Source organism: Nostoc sp. FACHB-892 (assembly GCF_014698795.1).
Lineage (GTDB): Bacteria > Cyanobacteriota > Cyanobacteriia > Cyanobacteriales > Nostocaceae > Nostoc.
Genome location: NZ_JACJTR010000079.1, coordinates 1 through 16987, shown reverse-complemented (window position 1 = coordinate 16987; position 16987 = coordinate 1). Strand labels below are relative to the sequence as shown.

The 16987-nt window shown below is 39.0% G+C and carries 24 protein-coding genes; 12 read left to right on the top strand and 12 right to left on the bottom strand.

The window, feature by feature from the left end; genetic code table 11:
• Positions 1-494: 494 nt before the first annotated feature.
• Positions 495-638, bottom strand: coding sequence for a hypothetical protein (locus tag H6G96_RS37930; protein WP_190919402.1), 144 nt, complete (start codon positions 636-638; stop codon positions 495-497).
• Between the two features lie 271 nt (positions 639-909).
• Between H6G96_RS37930 and H6G96_RS37925 the strand changes: the two genes are divergently transcribed.
• The 3 genes from H6G96_RS37925 (at position 910) to H6G96_RS37915 (ending at position 2582) form a co-directional block, all read left to right on the top strand.
• On the top strand, positions 910-1218 hold the full coding sequence (locus H6G96_RS37925; protein ID WP_190919453.1) for a type II toxin-antitoxin system HigB family toxin: 309 nt from the start codon (positions 910-912) through the stop codon (positions 1216-1218).
• 125 nt (positions 1219-1343) lie between these two features.
• Entirely contained in the window at positions 1344-1745 is a 402-nt protein-coding gene (locus tag H6G96_RS37920; protein ID WP_347242338.1) for a transcriptional regulator, read from the top strand.
• 177 nt (positions 1746-1922) lie between these two features.
• On the top strand, positions 1923-2582 hold the full coding sequence (locus H6G96_RS37915) for a tyrosine-type recombinase/integrase (RefSeq protein ID WP_190919449.1): 660 nt from the start codon (positions 1923-1925) through the stop codon (positions 2580-2582).
• A gap of 10 nt (positions 2583-2592) precedes the next feature.
• Here the strand turns inward: H6G96_RS37915 and H6G96_RS37910 are convergent, their stop codons facing one another.
• From H6G96_RS37910 to H6G96_RS37865, 10 genes are all read right to left on the bottom strand, one after another.
• A complete protein-coding gene (locus H6G96_RS37910; RefSeq protein WP_190919447.1) occupies positions 2593-3558 on the bottom strand; it encodes a hypothetical protein in 966 nt (321 codons plus the stop codon).
• A gap of 83 nt (positions 3559-3641) precedes the next feature.
• A complete protein-coding gene (locus tag H6G96_RS37905) occupies positions 3642-4682 on the bottom strand; it encodes a protelomerase family protein (RefSeq protein WP_190919445.1) in 1041 nt (346 codons plus the stop codon).
• A 264-nt stretch (positions 4683-4946) separates the two neighbouring features.
• Positions 4947-5372 carry a GIY-YIG nuclease family protein gene (locus H6G96_RS37900; protein WP_190919443.1) on the bottom strand — a complete coding sequence of 142 codons (426 nt, stop codon included), beginning with the start codon at positions 5370-5372 and terminating at the stop codon, positions 4947-4949.
• On the bottom strand, positions 5287-6303 hold the full coding sequence (locus H6G96_RS37895) for a hypothetical protein (protein WP_190919442.1): 1017 nt from the start codon (positions 6301-6303) through the stop codon (positions 5287-5289). Before H6G96_RS37895 ends, H6G96_RS37900 begins: the two co-directional genes overlap by 86 nt.
• Positions 6300-6974, bottom strand: coding sequence for a hypothetical protein (locus H6G96_RS37890; RefSeq protein WP_190919439.1), 675 nt, complete (start codon positions 6972-6974; stop codon positions 6300-6302). The genes H6G96_RS37895 and H6G96_RS37890 overlap by 4 nt, the downstream gene beginning before the upstream one ends.
• Positions 6967-7155 (bottom strand): hypothetical protein, encoded by a 189-nt coding sequence (locus H6G96_RS37885; RefSeq protein ID WP_190919438.1) that lies wholly within the window; start codon positions 7153-7155, stop codon positions 6967-6969. The genes H6G96_RS37890 and H6G96_RS37885 overlap by 8 nt, the downstream gene beginning before the upstream one ends.
• A 120-nt stretch (positions 7156-7275) precedes the next feature.
• Entirely contained in the window at positions 7276-7491 is a 216-nt protein-coding gene (locus H6G96_RS37880; RefSeq protein ID WP_190919435.1) for a hypothetical protein, read from the bottom strand.
• A gap of 12 nt (positions 7492-7503) precedes the next feature.
• Positions 7504-7764, bottom strand: a complete 261-nt coding sequence (locus tag H6G96_RS37875) for a hypothetical protein (protein WP_190919432.1) — start codon at positions 7762-7764, stop codon at positions 7504-7506.
• A 4-nt stretch (positions 7765-7768) separates the two neighbouring features.
• Positions 7769-8005, bottom strand: a complete 237-nt coding sequence (locus H6G96_RS37870; protein ID WP_190919430.1) for a hypothetical protein — start codon at positions 8003-8005, stop codon at positions 7769-7771.
• 21 nt (positions 8006-8026) lie between these two features.
• Positions 8027-8653: a hypothetical protein gene (locus H6G96_RS37865; RefSeq protein WP_190919427.1), complete on the bottom strand. Its 627-nt coding sequence runs from the start codon at positions 8651-8653 to the stop codon at positions 8027-8029.
• Positions 8654-8831: 178 nt separating this feature from the next.
• On the opposite strand from H6G96_RS37865, the gene H6G96_RS37860 reads away from it, so the two are divergent.
• From H6G96_RS37860 to H6G96_RS37825, 8 genes are all read left to right on the top strand, one after another.
• Positions 8832-9062 carry a helix-turn-helix transcriptional regulator gene (locus H6G96_RS37860; protein WP_190919424.1) on the top strand — a complete coding sequence of 77 codons (231 nt, stop codon included), beginning with the start codon at positions 8832-8834 and terminating at the stop codon, positions 9060-9062.
• A gap of 35 nt (positions 9063-9097) precedes the next feature.
• Complete coding sequence (locus H6G96_RS37855) at positions 9098-10060, top strand: hypothetical protein (RefSeq protein WP_190919422.1); 963 nt, start codon at positions 9098-9100, stop codon at positions 10058-10060.
• Positions 10061-10352: 292 nt separating this feature from the next.
• Positions 10353-10592 carry a hypothetical protein gene (locus tag H6G96_RS37850; protein ID WP_190919420.1) on the top strand — a complete coding sequence of 80 codons (240 nt, stop codon included), beginning with the start codon at positions 10353-10355 and terminating at the stop codon, positions 10590-10592.
• Positions 10589-10777, top strand: coding sequence for a hypothetical protein (locus H6G96_RS37845; RefSeq protein WP_190919416.1), 189 nt, complete (start codon positions 10589-10591; stop codon positions 10775-10777). Before H6G96_RS37850 ends, H6G96_RS37845 begins: the two co-directional genes overlap by 4 nt.
• Positions 10774-10947: a hypothetical protein gene (locus tag H6G96_RS37840; RefSeq protein ID WP_190919413.1), complete on the top strand. Its 174-nt coding sequence runs from the start codon at positions 10774-10776 to the stop codon at positions 10945-10947. The genes H6G96_RS37845 and H6G96_RS37840 overlap by 4 nt, the downstream gene beginning before the upstream one ends.
• Entirely contained in the window at positions 10944-14630 is a 3687-nt protein-coding gene (locus H6G96_RS37835) for a plasmid replication protein, CyRepA1 family (RefSeq protein WP_190919410.1), read from the top strand. Before H6G96_RS37840 ends, H6G96_RS37835 begins: the two co-directional genes overlap by 4 nt.
• 7 nt (positions 14631-14637) lie before the next feature.
• The gene (locus H6G96_RS37830; protein WP_190919408.1) at positions 14638-14913 is read left to right on the top strand and encodes a hypothetical protein; all 276 of its coding nucleotides are present in this window, start codon (positions 14638-14640) and stop codon (positions 14911-14913) included.
• Between the two features lie 174 nt (positions 14914-15087).
• Entirely contained in the window at positions 15088-15441 is a 354-nt protein-coding gene (locus H6G96_RS37825) for a hypothetical protein (protein ID WP_190919406.1), read from the top strand.
• Between the two features lie 131 nt (positions 15442-15572).
• Here the strand turns inward: H6G96_RS37825 and H6G96_RS37820 are convergent, their stop codons facing one another.
• Positions 15573-16214: a LuxR C-terminal-related transcriptional regulator gene (locus tag H6G96_RS37820; protein ID WP_190919404.1), complete on the bottom strand. Its 642-nt coding sequence runs from the start codon at positions 16212-16214 to the stop codon at positions 15573-15575.
• Between the two features lie 135 nt (positions 16215-16349).
• On the opposite strand from H6G96_RS37820, the gene H6G96_RS37815 reads away from it, so the two are divergent.
• On the top strand, positions 16350-16493 hold the full coding sequence (locus tag H6G96_RS37815; protein ID WP_190919402.1) for a hypothetical protein: 144 nt from the start codon (positions 16350-16352) through the stop codon (positions 16491-16493).
• Positions 16494-16987: the final 494 nt, after the last annotated feature.

The following is a 16987-nucleotide window of genomic DNA, read 5'->3' as shown; positions in this document are numbered from 1 at the left end:
ATTTTCAGCAATAGCTTGAGTGATTGGCTTGAACAAATCTATGGTTAGCGATCGCCTAACGAACAGTTACACCCTTCCCGTGATACTTCAAAATTGCATGACAACGATAGCGATCGCCTACCAACTCAAGTTTTAATACCAGAAAAATTTTCAATTTCTGACCGCGAACAAAATCACCTCATCTAATCCAGTTCCCGCCGCGTCTCCTCCATTGGCGGGAAAATTTCTCAATGGATTTTGGCTAGCATCCCACAGGGCAAACACTCCAATCAAGCTGTATTTATTATCAATGTACTAATACATACGAGTAAGTAGATTATCTAAGTAATTGTTAAAGTACAGACGATTTTATATTTATAACAGAATTAAATCGTGTGTACTGGTTCTAAACCTTGCAGTGCAGGGTGTCTAGAAAAGTTTTTGAAAAAATATTTTTTTTCAAACTCTATTTTTGGCTATAACCAAGCAATGTATTAATTAATGCTAAAGCCTAGCTAGAAATTAGAAACATTTATCCGCCTTGCAAGAATAACAAAGCCTTGCTCAGAGAGGCGATCGCACCCCTTCAATCGCACCTCTCCACCGCCGCCACAATCGCCTACACCAGTTTTCAGGTAGAATCCCACAGCCAACACCATACACACCCCTAAAATCGCAAAATTAGGGCGTTACGGGTTGGAGATGAGGGAAGAGAGGAAAGGAGCGATCGCTTAGATTACAAAGTTACGCCCAAACGCTTGAAATATTCTTCGCAATTTGCTAAGATTTATTCAAAGACTACTTAAAGTTGCACATCCAAGTAGAACTTTTAAGTGAATTCCAGGCAATTGGAAATTGATTAAAAACCAGACAGACGAGGAAAGGAGGATCGCCTATGTCATTTTTTAGTCCACGAGGGAAACCTAATCAATGCGTATTATCTCAGAGACAAAGCTCAAGAAAGCTTGTGAAAAATATCTCGACGCAACATCTAGCATACAAACCTGGACGAAGCTTGTAAAAGCTCAAAACTGGAACAGTTTTGTTGATGTTAAAGCTAGTGGGCTTTTTGGGCCTGACCAAGTTAAAAACTTCGTCATTTTTAACATTGGAGGAAACAAATATAGATTAATAGCTTGTATCAACTATAAAACTAAAGTTATATATATTCGTGAGTTTCTAACTCATGTAGAATATGACAAGAACAAATGGAAAAATGACGAATGGTTTGATAGCTAGGCTGAATTAAAAGTACTAGCAGTCAAGTAAAACTAAGATTGGTAAATTCCCAATCTTAGTTCCAACCATTAATTAAACATTGTCATAATGCCAAAATGTTGTATCAAAACACGAACTACACACAATTGCTTACATCTTTCCCCCCCCGTCCTATAAAATCTGAAGAAGATTTAGAAAAAACTCAAGTAGTTGTCGATGAGTTACTTGATAAAGGAGAGCTTACCGAGGAAGAAGAAGATTATTTAAATTTACTAGGAATGGTAATTTATGAATATGAAGAAAAACAAGAGTTAGTCCCAGATATTTATGGGGTGGAACTTTTAAAAGTTTTAATTGCTGAATTAAACCTTAAACAGAAAGATTTAGTTCCTATTTTCAAAACGGAATCAATTGTTTCTGATGTCCTCAAGAGCAAGCGTAAATTAACAGTTGAGCATATCCAAAAGCTAGCAGAATTTTTTAATCTTTCACCTAGTGTATTTTTTCCGAAAAATCAATCAGAAAATGATTTTTCGGAACTAGCTTAAAGTTTTGGCTATCCAAGCATTTACTAGGTGTAAATGAACATTTATATCTGTAAAACAGAAATATTTGAAGAACCAAAACGCCCCCAATGCAGCTAAGTAGGGGGTATTTATTTACTTTCTGACTAATTGGAGGTCAAATCGTTGTAGGCTGTGGATCGCAGTGTCTACAGTCTGACGATGAAAATCAATCGGCACGGACGCGCCAAAGTTCTAACACAGTCAGAGATACAGCTAATTTTCAGTCATGGCTTAGGCAACGGGCGCGATCGCGCTTTGTTCGGTGTCTGTCTTTATACAGCTTGTCGGATCAATGAAGCTTGTACCCTTAACACTGAGGATGTCTATGACAAAAGGATGCGTGTTCGAGATGAGATTATCTTTCGTAGGCACAACACCAAAGGTAAATTAGCTGCTAGGGCAGTGCCAGTGATTGAAGAGTTACTTTTACTTTTGGTCAAGTACAAACCAGATAGCCGTGATGGTTTTTTATTCCCTGGTAGACATGGGAGAGGTCATATTAATTCTGAATCAGCATCTAGGATTTTGCGAAATACGACGGAGAGTGTTGGTCTTGAAGGTGTCAGTACTCATAGTTTTAGAAGGACTGCTTTGACCCAGATGAGTAACGCTGGCATCCCGTTAAGGATTATTCAGGAAATCTCAGGGCATAGGAATCTAGAAGAATTGCAGAAATACTTGGAAGTTCGACCAGAGCAAGTGAGGGGAGCGGTGGCAGCACTTTCGATGTTGGGGCATACAGGGAACAGTTACGTCAGGAAAACGGAGTTTGCTGACGTAAACGATATCTCTTACTCTGAAAACGTTTCCAACGATTAGTGCAGCTAAATCAATTAAGGTTTAACCCGTCAGGTACAAGTACCGCTAAATCTATCTCGTTCTCAATTTGGCGGCCGCCACCTTTGCGATTGTCGTATGCGTTTAATTCATGTTTAGCGTTGTGGTCATCAAGTCTGGTTTTGTAATTCTCCAGAATTGCCTTGATAGTAGCTGGCTTACTCCCTGTGAGCGATTGTATAGCCGTCTGGGTAATCATCCACTTTTGGCTTTTCTCAGTGCAATTATTATTGTGAATTTCTAAAGCATAAATAGCGCGTCTCGTCAATTCTTCAGCGCGTCCAGGATGGGTTTTATAGGTATCACTTTTTAACTCTTCTGTAGATACTGCTGTCAAGTCTTCTGAAAACTGCTTAACTTTACCAGTGATGGTTTTAGCGTAAACTTGGCAAGCTTTACGAACAAAATCAGCAAGCGAAATACCAGAGTGAGCGATCGCCGCTTCTACTACTGCTTGAGTATCAGCATCCAATTGCAATTGTGAAATATTCATATCATTAAGAGTGATTTCTTTTTCGGTTGATTTTACAGTTTGAGATTTTTTCTTAGTCTGTGACTTAGGCTGTTTCTCTAATTGCGTTTCTGGCTTAAGTTGTTGTTCTGATTCTTCAACCTGCTGCTGTGCTTTCCACTGCTGCCTAGCTTCGTTCCCTACAACGTCCCATTCTTCAGTTGAAAGAGTTAGGTATTTAAGCGCTAAATGCTGATATCGCTCAATATTCCCCTTACCTTTATTAGTGAAATACTGCCAAGGGTGTTCTTGAGTTTCGGTATCTGGAAAAGCTTCTAGAACTGCCTTACGTACTTCGGATAATGGAGTTTTGCGGCTGTTAGGCTTCTCGTAAGACTCCCTAATTTGTTCAACTACTGCAACTGCCAATTTTTGAATAGTTGACTCTTTTTTGACACTACCCAGTTTTTTAACTAACTCTTGCCCCACCTCATCCCACTTAGCCATAATCAAAACATCTGCTTAATGAATTATCCCTATACTAACCCTCTTATATAAAGTACGTCAAGAGGGTTAGTATAGGGATTTTATTAAATATGGGTAAGCGTTCCAGGTTTAATTTCATAACGCTTGTAGGCGTTGATAGTATTTTCGTCGTCATCCCCTAGCACTGCTTTAGCGAAGTCTGTAAAGTCGTAGGGGTCAACATTTCCATCATTTACGATCGCTGCTCTCAAATATGCAGCACGGAATTTGTGATAAGTGCGTTCATCTTTGGGAAAAATCTCCCAATCTTTACAAGCTTCATTTAAGGTTTTGCTAAACCGTCTGTTGACTCGTTCGGGGTCTTCAGTTTGTGGAAAACGCTTACCTTTTTCATCAAGCCACTGCAAGGCAAAACAGACCAATTCAGCAGGTAATAAGGTAGGGATTTTAAAAATTACATCTCTGATATAAACTGCTTTATCACCTTGTCTTACCTTACGGGTTTTACCTTTTAGTTGACCCTTAAAAGCTACGGCGTAAGTGTCGATTTTTTCAAAGGTGGCTGATAGATGTACTTCACCCATACGGCGGCCTGTTGCCAGTGCAACCGCACAAGAAACATCGAGCCAATTAGCATCATCACCATTTTTAATATCAGTCAAAATATTGTAGGCATACTTTAGAGAGTCTGTAAGGTCAATTTCAATTCTGTTTATTTTTTCCCTACGCTCTGTAACAGTTTCTCTATAGCGAGTGTTTTGATTCTGCTTATAACTTGCAAACTGATAACTTAAAGCATTACCAAAATGAGTAATGATTGTGAGTACTGGATTATAAAGAGCATCATCTTTTAAATCAGTTTTTGCAGCGCTTCTGAGTTCTTTTTTTAATGCAGTAATCTGCCTTAATGCCGTGCCATACTCTCTTTCATTTTCTGGCCGGTCATCTGGGTAAGCGAATTTTAAATTTTTTGCTTCAATTGCTGCTAGCTGTTCCCAGCCAAGTAAAGCTTCGTTTCGTACACCCTTTTTACGCTCATTCATCTTGTAGGGGGCGATCGCCTCAAATTGTGGCAGCAACCATTGAACGCGCTCGTCAACATAAGTATTTTTTAAATCTTCTGAGTCTTCTAACTGCCTTGACATATCAGCATTCCTTAGTTACTTAAAATAATTTTCGTATATTTAGATAGTAACCAAGGACTATATTTATGTCAATATATATTGACTTGTATAGCCTGAGGGCGATTACTGGCGCGGATATCTCGCCAAAATAAACGAGACTGGTAACACACCGTTCTAAGAACCAAAGGGAGGCTAACAACCTCCCTTAATTTTTTGATTGATTACTTATGAGAATCATATAAAGAACATTCTCATAAGTAATCTCTGTCTACCCTTAAATTTTGCTTACTTAGCTAATTGTTTTTGCGGCTGCATTGGTGACTGACTTGTTAATCTTCCCGCTACGGTTCCCACTCCCACAAGCCCGATCATGCTGAAAATGATTAGCTTAATTGGCAATTCACTGAGACTGAAAACATACAGCGATCGCTTCTGAAATTCCCAGTTAACCATCATAAATTGCACTGGATTAAAATCAAACCATTCTTGGCTTTTAATTAATTCAACATTGCATCGGCTAAATTGTTGATGTAATTCGCCTTCTACATCTGCCATATTCTCTACATAGATAGTCTTAAGAATTTTCACGTTGCAAGGTGGTTGATTACGGTGAAAGTTATCAAGTCTAGCTTCTGGATTGCGAGATAACCCAATTTTGCAACGACGCAACCAAGCACCGGGAATTAAGCCATGATAGCCCTCTGCTTCCATTAAATATATAAATGCCGTCAGGCTTAATCTGGAACCCCTTAACACTCAAAGCTAGCCTGATATCACTAAACAGGGTACGCGCTATTTCGTTGGCGATTTTCCCGTTAACATCAAAGCCAAAGTCACCATATACGGGTTCTATCAAATCACCTTGTAATTGTTGCTGTAGCTGACCTATGCGCTCGTTTAGTAGTTCGATTTGTTCTAGATAATTTTGGCGCTCATGTGCGATCGCCTCCCCAACCTCATCTAAATTTTGGTTGTAGCTACTTGCCAAACTCTTGATAATTTCAGCTTTACTTTGATGACCGTGTGCCACCTTCTCACCCCAGGATTGCAGCCGCCTAAATAACTGCATAGCTTCACTGGTTATCAAGTCATGCTCAGTGTAAATTCTTTCTAACTCCTGAGACTTAGCAAGTTGAAAGCGTTGATTAGCTTCAGTCTCTACCTGAGATTTAAAGTTAAATTCCCATTGCTCACATTCGGATTCTAAATATTCAATACGCTGTTTATCTTGCTGTGACTGGGTAAACGCTTGATTTAACTTGGCTTGCAGTTGGGCAATTAAACCTGTGTTTTCTAATTTGTTGTGACCTAATGAGTTGATAGTGTTTCTCGCTTCTTTGAGTTCATCTTTCAAGGATTCTAGCTGGCTGCTAGTATTGGTTAACTTTGACTTGCAAGTGTCGAAATCTCTGATTATTTTATGGAGTGTTTCACCTGCTTTTTGATTTTTACTTTCGGCATCATTTAGCAATCTCTGTGATTTAGTATCAGCGATAAAGTAAGTAATAAAGCTTGCTGGCAATGCTCCCACACCAAGCATAGAGATTATTTTGGCTATATCGTTGGTGAACCCTCCAGAAGCAACCACAAAAGAAGCACACAAGCTAAAAGCACTTAGACCCAAGCTGTGAGATAATCTCATGATTTCACCTCCAGATAATCACCTAATTGGGCTTTAAAGCTTGCTAGGTTCCCCTGTGACTCAACAGTTTTTAACCTTAATTCCTCAGCTTTTATTTGTGCTTGTAGCAATTTTTGATTTAACTCATCTTTGCTATAAACCGAGATATTCGTATCAGCAATCGTCTTTACTTGGCTGATATCTAAAGCAACTGATTTTTGAGTAGTAACCTCTTTTTGATTCAAGTAGTCAATATAGTTACCCTTGACTTTTTCAATCTCGGTAGCCGCTTGGATGCCAGCACCAAAGGCTTTTGAGTGCTTCCCAATTACAGTAAATTTCTCGCGTGTTAGGTCGAGCGCTGCTCCCGTCAATTTGAGCGATCGCGTTGCACCTTCATAGATTTTCATCCCTTTATCAAGCTGGCTTTGAGTCGCTTGTGGGAGAGTTTCGGGAGGATTTAAAGGGTCATTTATGCGGTAATCTTCTGGCTTAAAAGCTGGCATCATTCCTGGTATCAAATCAGGAGTTACCGTCATCAAGCCAGGGATACGGCTATCTATAGAAACAGTGGCAGATGTGGCAGAGTTAGCAGATGTAGAATTACTGCTAGATGAGCCATTTTGTTTACGTCCTGCCAGCTTTTCAGCCACAGCTTTCGCGGCTGCTTTTGTAGTGTCGATTTTAGCCATTGTTGAAAAATTTTCTAGTGTTGATTAGGGATTGATATTTGATTTCTAGTTGCCGAAATGCCTTGTCAATTTCGCTAAATTCAAGCGCTAATTCCTCATCTAAATCGTATTTTTTGAGTACTTGCTTTAGCTCTGTTTCGTCCGTTTTCGCATCCTGAATGTGGCTATTTAAGTCATCCATAAAGCTTTTTTGGTATGGGTGCTATATGGGATAATTGCTGAGTAATTAGGAGACATCCCCAGAATTGGGATTTTACAAGTGTTGCGGGGGATGTTGGCGAACATCCCTTTTTTACCTGCTCTAATCGCGCCTACCTTGCCCTCTATGGGGTTTTGGCGTTGAGTTGCTGTCTTCTGTTGCGGTTAATGGTTGATGTGGATTACTGGCGAAGCTGGCAGGAGTAGACGCGAAAATTAAAGCCATACAAGACATGGCTGCTAGGAGTGAGTAAAATTTCATTGGTTGTAATCTTTGATAAAGGGTGATGACCGGGCGATCGCTATGTTTCTCAGGCAAGGGCGATCGCTCTTAAAAATCTTCTAACAGTGCGGATAGTCGTTTGATAACAGGGTCATCGTTTTGAACAATGTCATCCTGGGGTAAAGGTTGAGGCTTAGATACTGGCTGTTGTACCTGGGGAACATATTGGTAATCAGCCAGGAATGAGTACCCTTTAAGCTTTAAATCCATTAGCAGGTAGTTCAAAACTTCGCTTGGGTTATCGCATTCCATCTGTTGCTGGAGTAAACCAAAGTAATGCTTTAGGTGTGGCTTAATAGTGACTCGCATTGATTTACTCCTTACCTTGAATGGGAGACAGTTTTATAACGGCATCTTCTAAATGTTTGATGACCTCAACATTCCCCTTTGTGCGGTACAGCCAAGATGCGATCGCCTGTAGCAAGTCTGCAAGCGAAAACTTTTCTTGAGCCAGAAGACTAATAAATTCTTCTACAAAAACGCTCAATCCATCTCTACGAGCCTCACGCAAAGCATCGGAAATTGAATTTTTTTCATCATCGTGCATCATGTTTTCAAGCCCTTCAAATCATTAAAATTGCTGTAATTTCTCAAGCGTCAATTGCTCAACTGTGGCGGCGGCGGCCTGCTGTTCTAGCTCAAAAATCTTCAAACCTTTTTCAATGCCACGGGCGATCGCTTGTTGGGCCTCTAATTCATCCAAAACAGTTTGATTGGTTTTGGTGCGATTGGCTTCGGTGGCGATTCGGTCTTTGATAGTGGTGATTCTGCTTTGAACTGATACGTTTAGCGCGGTTGTATTTTTTTGGATAGTTGCCAGCTTAGTTTCAAGTGCTTCTGTATGCCTTGCGGGAACTATGGCAGAGGTAGCTTTGATAATGGCTTGTTGTGTTGCTGGCTTTTGATTTTCTATGGCTACTGCCTTGGCATATTCGGAAGATTTACCAATGGCTTTTAGTCGGCGCATCTCGCTTAATGCCTTGTCTGTGTAGATACCATCGGCTCTAAATTCTGATTCTGGTAGCCAGTGCCAAGCTTCTAACAAACGATTTGCGTATTTAAAAACTGTTCGCTCTGTAGTTCCTAGCAGTTCGGCTAGTTTCTTAGTAGTCAGTGGTGTTCGGTCAATGACGTTCACTGTCTGGTCAGTGTTTGGCTCACTGACTGGACATTCAATTACTTCGATACCTTGATACATAAACGTTTTATCTGTTTTCAGTGTCCGGTGATTTCCTTCACTGAAGACATACTAACAGCAGCTACTCGATTATGCGAATACTCGAATATATGATTATTTAATATTTATACAGCAACTATATAATGTATCCTGATAATCGGATAGTCGAGTATGAAGATAGGATATATGCAAGGCTTTAATGGAAAAACAAATTATGTTCTGTAAACTCAGATCCTACATGGAGGAGAGAGGGCTAAATATTGCTCAACTTTCTCGTGAAGTAGGAGTTACTGAAAATGCTATTAGAGGGTATGCGAAAAATAGTTTTAATCGTATTGATTGCCAAGTAGCTATGAAACTATGTTCATATTTTGGTGTAAATGTAGGTGATATGTTCGAGATTCGGTCTGTAGCTAACAATGAATATTGAGGCGATCGCATTTATTAACAATTACAAAATCAAGAATGATGAACATTGATGCAAAGATTTACGATGACCCTAATATTTTAATAGGCGGTATTCAATTTTGCAAAAATCAAAAGTATATAAATGCAAAATCAAACATGATATCTTTTTTTGATTTGATGCCATCGTTCTGTGGTAACAATCATTCAGAGGCACTAAAGATATTAAAACAGTGGGTAAAAACAGGAGATTTTGAACGCTGGCACGACTGCTTTCAATTCTTTAATAAACTGCGAATCAAAGATTTTTTATGGTTAATATCTAAATTCCCTGAAATATTTCTTGAAAGCGTTCCTGTTTTATCAGACGGTAGCAGGTATCAGCTTTTCAGAAATTTAAAAGAACTTTATACAGCTAAGTCTCAGTGGCTTTCGTTTAATCATGATCCATCTTTGGGAGACATATATCAACGACTTGAACATCCGAGATATCAACTTTATCTTCCTTATGCTGACAAATCAGAAGCTAGACAAATACTTTGCCGCAAAATCATGCTTCATCCATTGGGCGATATTTATAAAAAGACTTTTACTAATGCATACGCTCTTTGGTTTATGTGCGAAGTAGCGGAGTGCCGAGAAATCATTAATTCTCATGGGTTATCTACTCCCATTCCGAGCGCAGAAATTGTAGGTAAGCGGCAAATAGAAAAGGAATCTCAAGAATGGATGAGATATCTATCAGATAGCGCTACTCAAGAAATTACACTAAAAATATCTTATGGAATAAGGAATTTTATAGAAAATTTGCATAAAACAATTGAGCTTGATGCTAGAGAGATTGGCAACCAAGATACAGATTTTCAAGATGGAGTATTAGAGCCTTATATATCGATTTGTCGTACAGCAGACAGAAAAATTTCTCGCTCAAAAGAATATCAAAGTCAATTTCTTTGCTCAAGTGAGCAGGGAACATACTTAGTGACTACTAGCAAAAACAAAAAATTGAAGAGGATATTGTAAAGAAATGTTTCAATTTCAGCACTTGCTGCGCGTCCCAGTTTGTAGATAATTTTTCATGCTTATCTATAAAAAGACAAAAAAATGCTAGCTGCGTAGCCCTCAGCTTTTTGAGTGCGATCGCGGATTAACCAACGGTAAGCACAAAGAGCCGTCTAGTAAACGGTTCAGCTCCAGACTTGCAACCAGCAAGACAATTTTATTCATATATGACTAAGCTTATCGGTTAACCCGTCTGATTCGCAAAATTTTAAAAAAAGCTAGGGGCTGTCCACCACGAATTTAAGGACAGTCTATGAAAAAGATTAATGCGCGGGTATCCCCCCCCGCGCACCGCTCAAAAAAACCTTATCTAGTAAGGATTATAGCAAAATCCCCCCTCATAGGTCAATCTCAACGTTGCAGGAAATTGGCTGAGGCGATAAATAAAGGGGAATTGACATCAAGTCTTGAAATACTTGCACAGAAAGATATTGAGAGTGATTTAGCACTTTTCATCGTTGCCAACATCCAAATTTCTGAGGTGTTGGAATGAAAAATTTTTTCAATCCCTACAGCCAGAGAGCGATCGCACTTCCAAGCTCGTGCCGTGCTTGCGGTTATAAACGCGGTTTGGTAATTATTCGCTTCAAAGATGATTCAGGTTTTGTGAGGTGTGGTAGGTGTGATTCCCCTCAATATTCGATAGGCGATCGCCAGTCTGGGGAGGTAGCAGCATGAGCGCTTTTGCTCCTCCAGAAAAATGCCCACAGTGTAGATGTAATTTGGCGATAGAGGCGTGGTCAATAGATCGCCAACGGGTAAAACTACTTTGCGCGAGTTGCTTGAGAACTCTAGCGATCGCGGTTAAATCAGAAGCTCGTAGCGGCGATCGTGAGGAGGTCGCATGATTGACCGTACCTTCGAGAAATTTGACATTAGAAAATTTACAGACCGCTTGACCCCTAAAAGTGGCAAAAATCGCTATGAATGCCCTGGATGTAAAGGTACACTTACGATTGACCCCTCCAATGGTAAATATCATTGCTGGGGGGAAGAATGTCTCACTAAGGTTATTAGAGAGGCAATTCGCCCATTAGATGAGGTATTAGCAGAAGCCGGAATCGAAAAAAAAGGCTTTGCTCCCAAAATTTACAGCCAAAAACCCAAAACTGTAATTTCCCCTGCAATAATTCCAAATGAAAATATTCACCTGGGGATGTTGCCTAATATTGTCAGCCCACAACCAAGGGTAAGGGTAGGGAGAAGCATTCAAATTAAGTATTTATACTCCTCAACCCAATTTGTAAAAAGAATTGAGCGGCCAGATGGTAGTAAAATCACACTGCCTTACCATTTAGATAACGAAGGGAAGGAAGTCAACGCCAAAGGTGATCAACTCTGGCAACCGTACCGTTTTGATGAAATTATTCAACATGGTAAGGGTCAATGGATTTTAGGCGTTGAAGGTGAAAAGTGTACCGATGTTGCTAGAAGTATCTTTGGTTTTTTGGCTACAACTTTTCAAGGTGGCTCATGGAGCGAAGTTTTATTAGTTGAATACTTCCAGCTATTTAAAGATAGTGGCGTTGCTGGAATTGTATACTGGACTGATCACGACAAAGCAGGTTACGCCAAATTAGAAAAATGCAACTTAGCCGCCGCTAAAGCTGGTTTACCATTTATTGCAATCAACCCGACTAGACTATGGGCTGATTGCCCTAATGGTGGCGACATTGCAGATTGGGTCAAATCTGGTTTAGGCAATGCTGAGGAATTGCACCAAGAAATTAATTTAGCTGCTAGTGAGGCAAGAGTTAGCCAAGCTCCAATTAGTTGGGAAGATAAGGTTTTAGCAGCCCAAAAAGAACTACATACCCTTACTTACAAAGCTGATTATGTTTGTAACCCTCATCAAAAATATTTACCAGATAACTTAGTTGATATTATTCCTCATAAAGGAACTGTACTAATTCATGCACCTAAAGGTAGTGGTAAATCAGTCCTTATCAAGCGTATTAAAGATAAGCTTTGTGGCGGGAACTGGGAAGAAGTTACTAAGCCTTCTCAACTGTCTATAACTGGAGAGAATAAGTCAGTAATTGAGCGAATTTATCGAGAAAAAACAGGTATTAGATTTATATCGATTACTGCAAGAATAGCACTTGGTAGAGGTCAAGCTATTGAATGGGAAATTACCTGGATTGAGGATGGCGATTTAACTAAATCTGAGCAGTTCAATTATGAGGGAGAACTAATTCAAACTGCTACTTTTTTAGAAACTGCTGATGGAATTGGCTTATGTTGGGATTCTTTATCAAAGTTATTTGATAGGGATTGGAGTAATACAATAGTGGTAATGGATGAAATTGAACTCGGTTTATCACACGTTGCAACATCGAATACTTGCAAAGATAGACGTTCAAAAATCCTTTATACTCTTGAAACTAAGCTTAAAGAATGTCTTAATGGGAATGGCTTAGTGATTGGTGCTGATGCTGATTTAACTAATATTTCTTATGACTATTTAACAGCGATCGCACCAAAGCATAAACCTTTTATCGTTAAGCATGATTATATTAGACCCGATAGTGATAAATGGGAAATAGATTTTTACACTGGTAATCGAGATGAGGTACTTTCTCTCATTGAAAATTGGTTAAGTGATAAAAACTGTGAACCTATAGCAGTGACATTGGATAACCAAGCTGAAGCTGAAGCATTGGCTAATCATCTAGTTAAGAAATATCCCTATTTAGCATCAACTTTCAATGGTCTAATTCGGATTGATTCTAAAATTACTCAAACTGATTTTGGCAAAGATTTTGTTAAACGTCCTAACGAAAAAATACAAGAGTACCAACCAAAGATTCTAATTTATACACCGTCTTTAGGTGTGGGATGCTCTTTAGATAACCCATATTTTAAGTTTGTATTTAGTTTGTTTTTTGGACAATCAGAACCATCACAAGCTAGACAATCGCTAGCGCGGGTAAGGCAACCAGTACCTAGAATTGTGTGGTGTGCTGACAAAGGTAGGACAAATAGTGATGAGTGTAATGCCTTCTTACCAGATGAGATTAAAAATCAGATGTTTTGGTATCAGGATACAACCTTAGAAACAATAGGACTAGCGCTACATTTAGCCAGGGAAGAGTCAGAATCGAATAGTGATGCTGACCTACTTCCTAAGCTTAAAGAACAATTAGATAAGATGATGGGTAAAGATGGAACCTGGAATAATCCACATATAGATTTATTTTGTAAATTTAAAGCTAGACGCAACTTTGCATTATCTCAATTAGCTGTTCAGCTTAGACAAGAATTGATTGATGAAGGGCATAACCTTAGAGATATTGCATCTGAAGAAAAAACTAATGCTGGTGAGAGTATTCGGGAAGAAAAAACAGAAATTAAATTCAATGCTGCTACAAAAACCTCTTACTCTTTTGATATCCCCTTAGAAGCTGCGAAAGAAATAAACCGCAAGCCCAACCCCACAGATGAGGAGAAATATCAAGCCAACAAAGCATTTTTAAAAGATGAATTACCTGGAATAGAATTAACTCCTGAGTTTATATTTGAGAACGTCTACAAAGACAATAGACGCGGGTTGAATGCTATTAAATTGTTTTGGATGACTATGAATTCTGAAGCTACCAAAGAAGCTGATAGAAAGCATTGGAAATATAAATTAAAGCAGTTTTATGAAGGTGTCCCTTACCTACCAGATATACGTACTTTTAGTGCAAAGATTGAGGCTATCAATACAATAAAGATATTTGACGCTATACCTTTGGACGATTTTGACAGTGAATATTATGATACCAATCCTGCTCTCATAGATTGGTTTAAGAAATGGGTTTTACCTAAGAAAAGATTACTCAAAAATGCTTTCAATATTACAGTCAACAAAGATACTGAGCTTATTACATTCATCAATCGTATTCTTAGCAAGGTTGGTATTAGGCTTAAGCAGCATAAAAAAACTGACAATATCAAATATTACAAACTCGATTCAGAAAAACTTTTAGACCCAGATAGAATAAATGTACTAGCAGCCCTGGATTTGAAGCGGGAACTACAGTTAAAAGCAGAAGCCGAAATAGTGGACAAGGTAAACCAGCAAGAATTACCAATGATTGAGGTAAAAGATGTAGCGGTAGAAGTTTCACCACTATTGCAAGAAACTCAAATTAAAGAACAACCAGTATCAACTATTCAAGAATTGCCAGTCATTAATCACCATTCACCGACAGAAATAACAGCAACGAAACTGCGGGAACTTTGCCACTGGGGAAATTTGAGCTTTACCCAATCACAAGTTGACACGGCATGGCCATTGCTTACTCAGGATGAACAATCACGCCTCTGGCAACTACATCAAGAATATCAACAGCAATTCTCTTTAGAACAATTGGCCGAACGAGCGATCGCTCAACAGGCAGAAGTCAAAGAAGTGGGCTTTGGGCTTGACCACTTCAGGACTTACGTAATTAAGGCGGTTAGTGATGGAGTTGCGATCGCTCGTAAATGTTGGGGACTTAAGGACGACTGCGAAATTCCATTGAATCAGCTACTACTTACTGGATGAAATTAGAATGAAGCCACTTGATAAATATGAACTGCGGGAAATGCGTCAAAAATTCAAAAGTGAGAAGGTGCGATCGCTTTCTCCATTGTTTTCACAAATTATCCAAATTGCCAGAGATGAGCTTTTTAATGACGAGGAAATCTCAATTGCTTTTGCGGAAGGATTGTCAAACTCAAAAGGCGATCAGTATCTTGTTGGCGCACTTTTAGGAGCTGCATATCTGAGCAAAAATAGGGAACAGCATCAGAAGTTGATTTCAGCCGACAAAAATAATGAAGAATAATCGTAAGTTTCAATTAATACTGTTGCACCTAAAAATGTTGTGTGATGTTGAAACGCCGAAAATGAAAAAAACCTCTCAAGACAGAGTAAGAGGAATGTTATTTTTAGGGTTGTTGTTTATATCGGCAAATATTTGCGCTGCTGACATTTATTTTGGTACTAAAGAAAAATAAAAATGATTATTACTCAAAGCGCTCGAAAAATTGTCTCTAAAAGATTAATTGATAAACTCCCAAAAATACCAATTGATAAACAGTTTTTTAAAGATAGCAATATCGATTATGAATTGCTACAAAAGCATTTAATCGAATCTCATCTTATAGCTTTCAATTATTATGAATTAATGTTAAGAACAGCCTTAGAATGTGGCTCTAGGGAGAATGTGCTAGCAGCGAATCTAGGAATGATTACCCATTCAAAGCAGATAGTAGCACTTTCAGGCGTAAATTACTTTGCAGATGTGAACGCCGCAGCCGCAAAACTAGAAAGAGAGGGTTATTTAATTAGTGATGAATCAGCCAATACCTGATTATGGTAAAGCTACACTTTACCTATCTTTCTTGTGCAATGCTGAATCAGATGAAATAGCAGATTTACAAAAATATAGAGCCAAAACTATGTTTTTCTTCGGTTCTTTGCTAATTTGTGCGGTTATTCACACTAATAAGATTCATTAATGAGGCTCTTATATTCTTGCGCTAATTGTTCGGGAGACAAATTTTTGATTGCTTCAATTTCACCTCTTGATTCTTTTTGATCCTCGATAACTCGTAGGTTTCGTTCAATCGCCTCGACACCATGAAAAATTACAGCAGCTTGGCCAGTAGATAAAATCTCTTCTTGTAGCAACTTTTCTACTGCATCAAGAGTGCTTAAATTCCGAATTTCTAAACCTAGCAGTTTAGAGCGCCTTTCTGAAATTTTTATCAGTAAACTAACAACCCGATAGCCACAGCCATCCGACTCAATTGAGTTGAATAGCTTTTCTTGTAAATTATCGAGCAATGCTACTTCTTTAGCTCGAAGTTCATCACGCCGACTCAAAGTATCCCGCACTACTTCAGCAGCCACCTGTGCGGATTTATGGGGGCTTTCTTGGCGTACTTGAGAAGATTCTAATGCGTATATAAATTCTGGTTCCTTCATCCATCGTTGTATGGATTTGGTGGACATTTGTAGCGACTCAGCAATGTCTTTTTGCGACATCCCAGACGCTAATAGTCCAATACACTGCAATTGTTTAGGGGTTAACGACACATCGAGAAGACAAAATGGGACATCCCAAGACAATCTTAACTGCATTGCAATCGCCTTTATCATCCCAGTTCAATCCCCTATCTCAGTAGAAAATTAGAGTATTCTGTAGCGATCGCTCCTTTCCTCTCTTCCCTCATCTCCAACCCGTAACGCCCTAATTTTGCGATTTTAGGGGTGTGTATGGTGTTGGCTGTGGGATTCTACCTGAAAACTGGTGTAGGCGATTGTGGCGGCGGTGGAGAGGTGCGATTGAAGGGGTGCGATCGCCTCTCTGAGCAAGGCTTTGTTATTCTTGCAAGGCGGATAAATGTTTCTAATTTCTAGCTAGGCTTTAGCATTAATTAATACATTGCTTGGTTATAGCCAAAAATAGAGTTTGAAAAAAAATATTTTTTCAAAAACTTTTCTAGACACCCTGCACTGCAAGGTTTAGAACCAGTACACACGATTTAATTCTGTTATAAATATAAAATCGTCTGTACTTTAACAATTACTTAGATAATCTACTTACTCGTATGTATTAGTACATTGATAATAAATACAGCTTGATTGGAGTGTTTGCCCTGTGGGATGCTAGCCAAAATCCATTGAGAAATTTTCCCGCCAATGGAGGAGACGCGGCGGGAACTGGATTAGATGAGGTGATTTTGTTCGCGGTCAGAAATTGAAAATTTTTCTGGTATTAAAACTTGAGTTGGTAGGCGATCGCTATCGTTGTCATGCAATTTTGAAGTATCACGGGAAGGGTGTAACTGTTCGTTAGGCGATCGCTAACCATAGATTTGTTCAAGCCAATCACTCAAGCTATTGCTGAAAAT

Excerpts from the sequence above, each read along its gene's own strand:
- H6G96_RS37925 (WP_190919453.1), top strand. The coding sequence starts at position 910 with ATGCGTATTATCTCAGAGACAAAGCTCAAGAAAGCTTGTGAAAAATAT.
- H6G96_RS37850 (WP_190919420.1), top strand. The coding sequence starts at position 10,353 with ATGAAAAAGATTAATGCGCGGGTATCCCCCCCCGCGCACCGCTCAAAA.
- H6G96_RS37870 (WP_190919430.1), bottom strand. The coding sequence starts at position 8,005 with ATGATGCACGATGATGAAAAAAATTCAATTTCCGATGCTTTGCGTGAG.
- H6G96_RS37855 (WP_190919422.1), top strand. The coding sequence starts at position 9,098 with ATGATGAACATTGATGCAAAGATTTACGATGACCCTAATATTTTAATA.
- H6G96_RS37905 (WP_190919445.1), bottom strand. The coding sequence starts at position 4,682 with ATGTCAAGGCAGTTAGAAGACTCAGAAGATTTAAAAAATACTTATGTT.
- H6G96_RS37895 (WP_190919442.1), bottom strand. The coding sequence starts at position 6,303 with ATGAGATTATCTCACAGCTTGGGTCTAAGTGCTTTTAGCTTGTGTGCT.
- H6G96_RS37910 (WP_190919447.1), bottom strand. The coding sequence starts at position 3,558 with ATGGCTAAGTGGGATGAGGTGGGGCAAGAGTTAGTTAAAAAACTGGGT.
- H6G96_RS37865 (WP_190919427.1), bottom strand. The coding sequence starts at position 8,653 with ATGTATCAAGGTATCGAAGTAATTGAATGTCCAGTCAGTGAGCCAAAC.
- H6G96_RS37815 (WP_190919402.1), top strand. The coding sequence starts at position 16,350 with ATGGTGTTGGCTGTGGGATTCTACCTGAAAACTGGTGTAGGCGATTGT.
- H6G96_RS37885 (WP_190919438.1), bottom strand. The coding sequence starts at position 7,155 with ATGGATGACTTAAATAGCCACATTCAGGATGCGAAAACGGACGAAACA.
- H6G96_RS37830 (WP_190919408.1), top strand. The coding sequence starts at position 14,638 with ATGAAGCCACTTGATAAATATGAACTGCGGGAAATGCGTCAAAAATTC.
- H6G96_RS37825 (WP_190919406.1), top strand. The coding sequence starts at position 15,088 with ATGATTATTACTCAAAGCGCTCGAAAAATTGTCTCTAAAAGATTAATT.
- H6G96_RS37930 (WP_190919402.1), bottom strand. The coding sequence starts at position 638 with ATGGTGTTGGCTGTGGGATTCTACCTGAAAACTGGTGTAGGCGATTGT.
- H6G96_RS37860 (WP_190919424.1), top strand. The coding sequence starts at position 8,832 with ATGGAAAAACAAATTATGTTCTGTAAACTCAGATCCTACATGGAGGAG.
- H6G96_RS37840 (WP_190919413.1), top strand. The coding sequence starts at position 10,774 with ATGAGCGCTTTTGCTCCTCCAGAAAAATGCCCACAGTGTAGATGTAAT.
- H6G96_RS37845 (WP_190919416.1), top strand. The coding sequence starts at position 10,589 with ATGAAAAATTTTTTCAATCCCTACAGCCAGAGAGCGATCGCACTTCCA.
- H6G96_RS37890 (WP_190919439.1), bottom strand. The coding sequence starts at position 6,974 with ATGGCTAAAATCGACACTACAAAAGCAGCCGCGAAAGCTGTGGCTGAA.
- H6G96_RS37875 (WP_190919432.1), bottom strand. The coding sequence starts at position 7,764 with ATGCGAGTCACTATTAAGCCACACCTAAAGCATTACTTTGGTTTACTC.
- H6G96_RS37820 (WP_190919404.1), bottom strand. The coding sequence starts at position 16,214 with ATGCAGTTAAGATTGTCTTGGGATGTCCCATTTTGTCTTCTCGATGTG.
- H6G96_RS37900 (WP_190919443.1), bottom strand. The coding sequence starts at position 5,372 with ATGGAAGCAGAGGGCTATCATGGCTTAATTCCCGGTGCTTGGTTGCGT.
- H6G96_RS37835 (WP_190919410.1), top strand. The coding sequence starts at position 10,944 with ATGATTGACCGTACCTTCGAGAAATTTGACATTAGAAAATTTACAGAC.
- H6G96_RS37915 (WP_190919449.1), top strand. The coding sequence starts at position 1,923 with ATGAAAATCAATCGGCACGGACGCGCCAAAGTTCTAACACAGTCAGAG.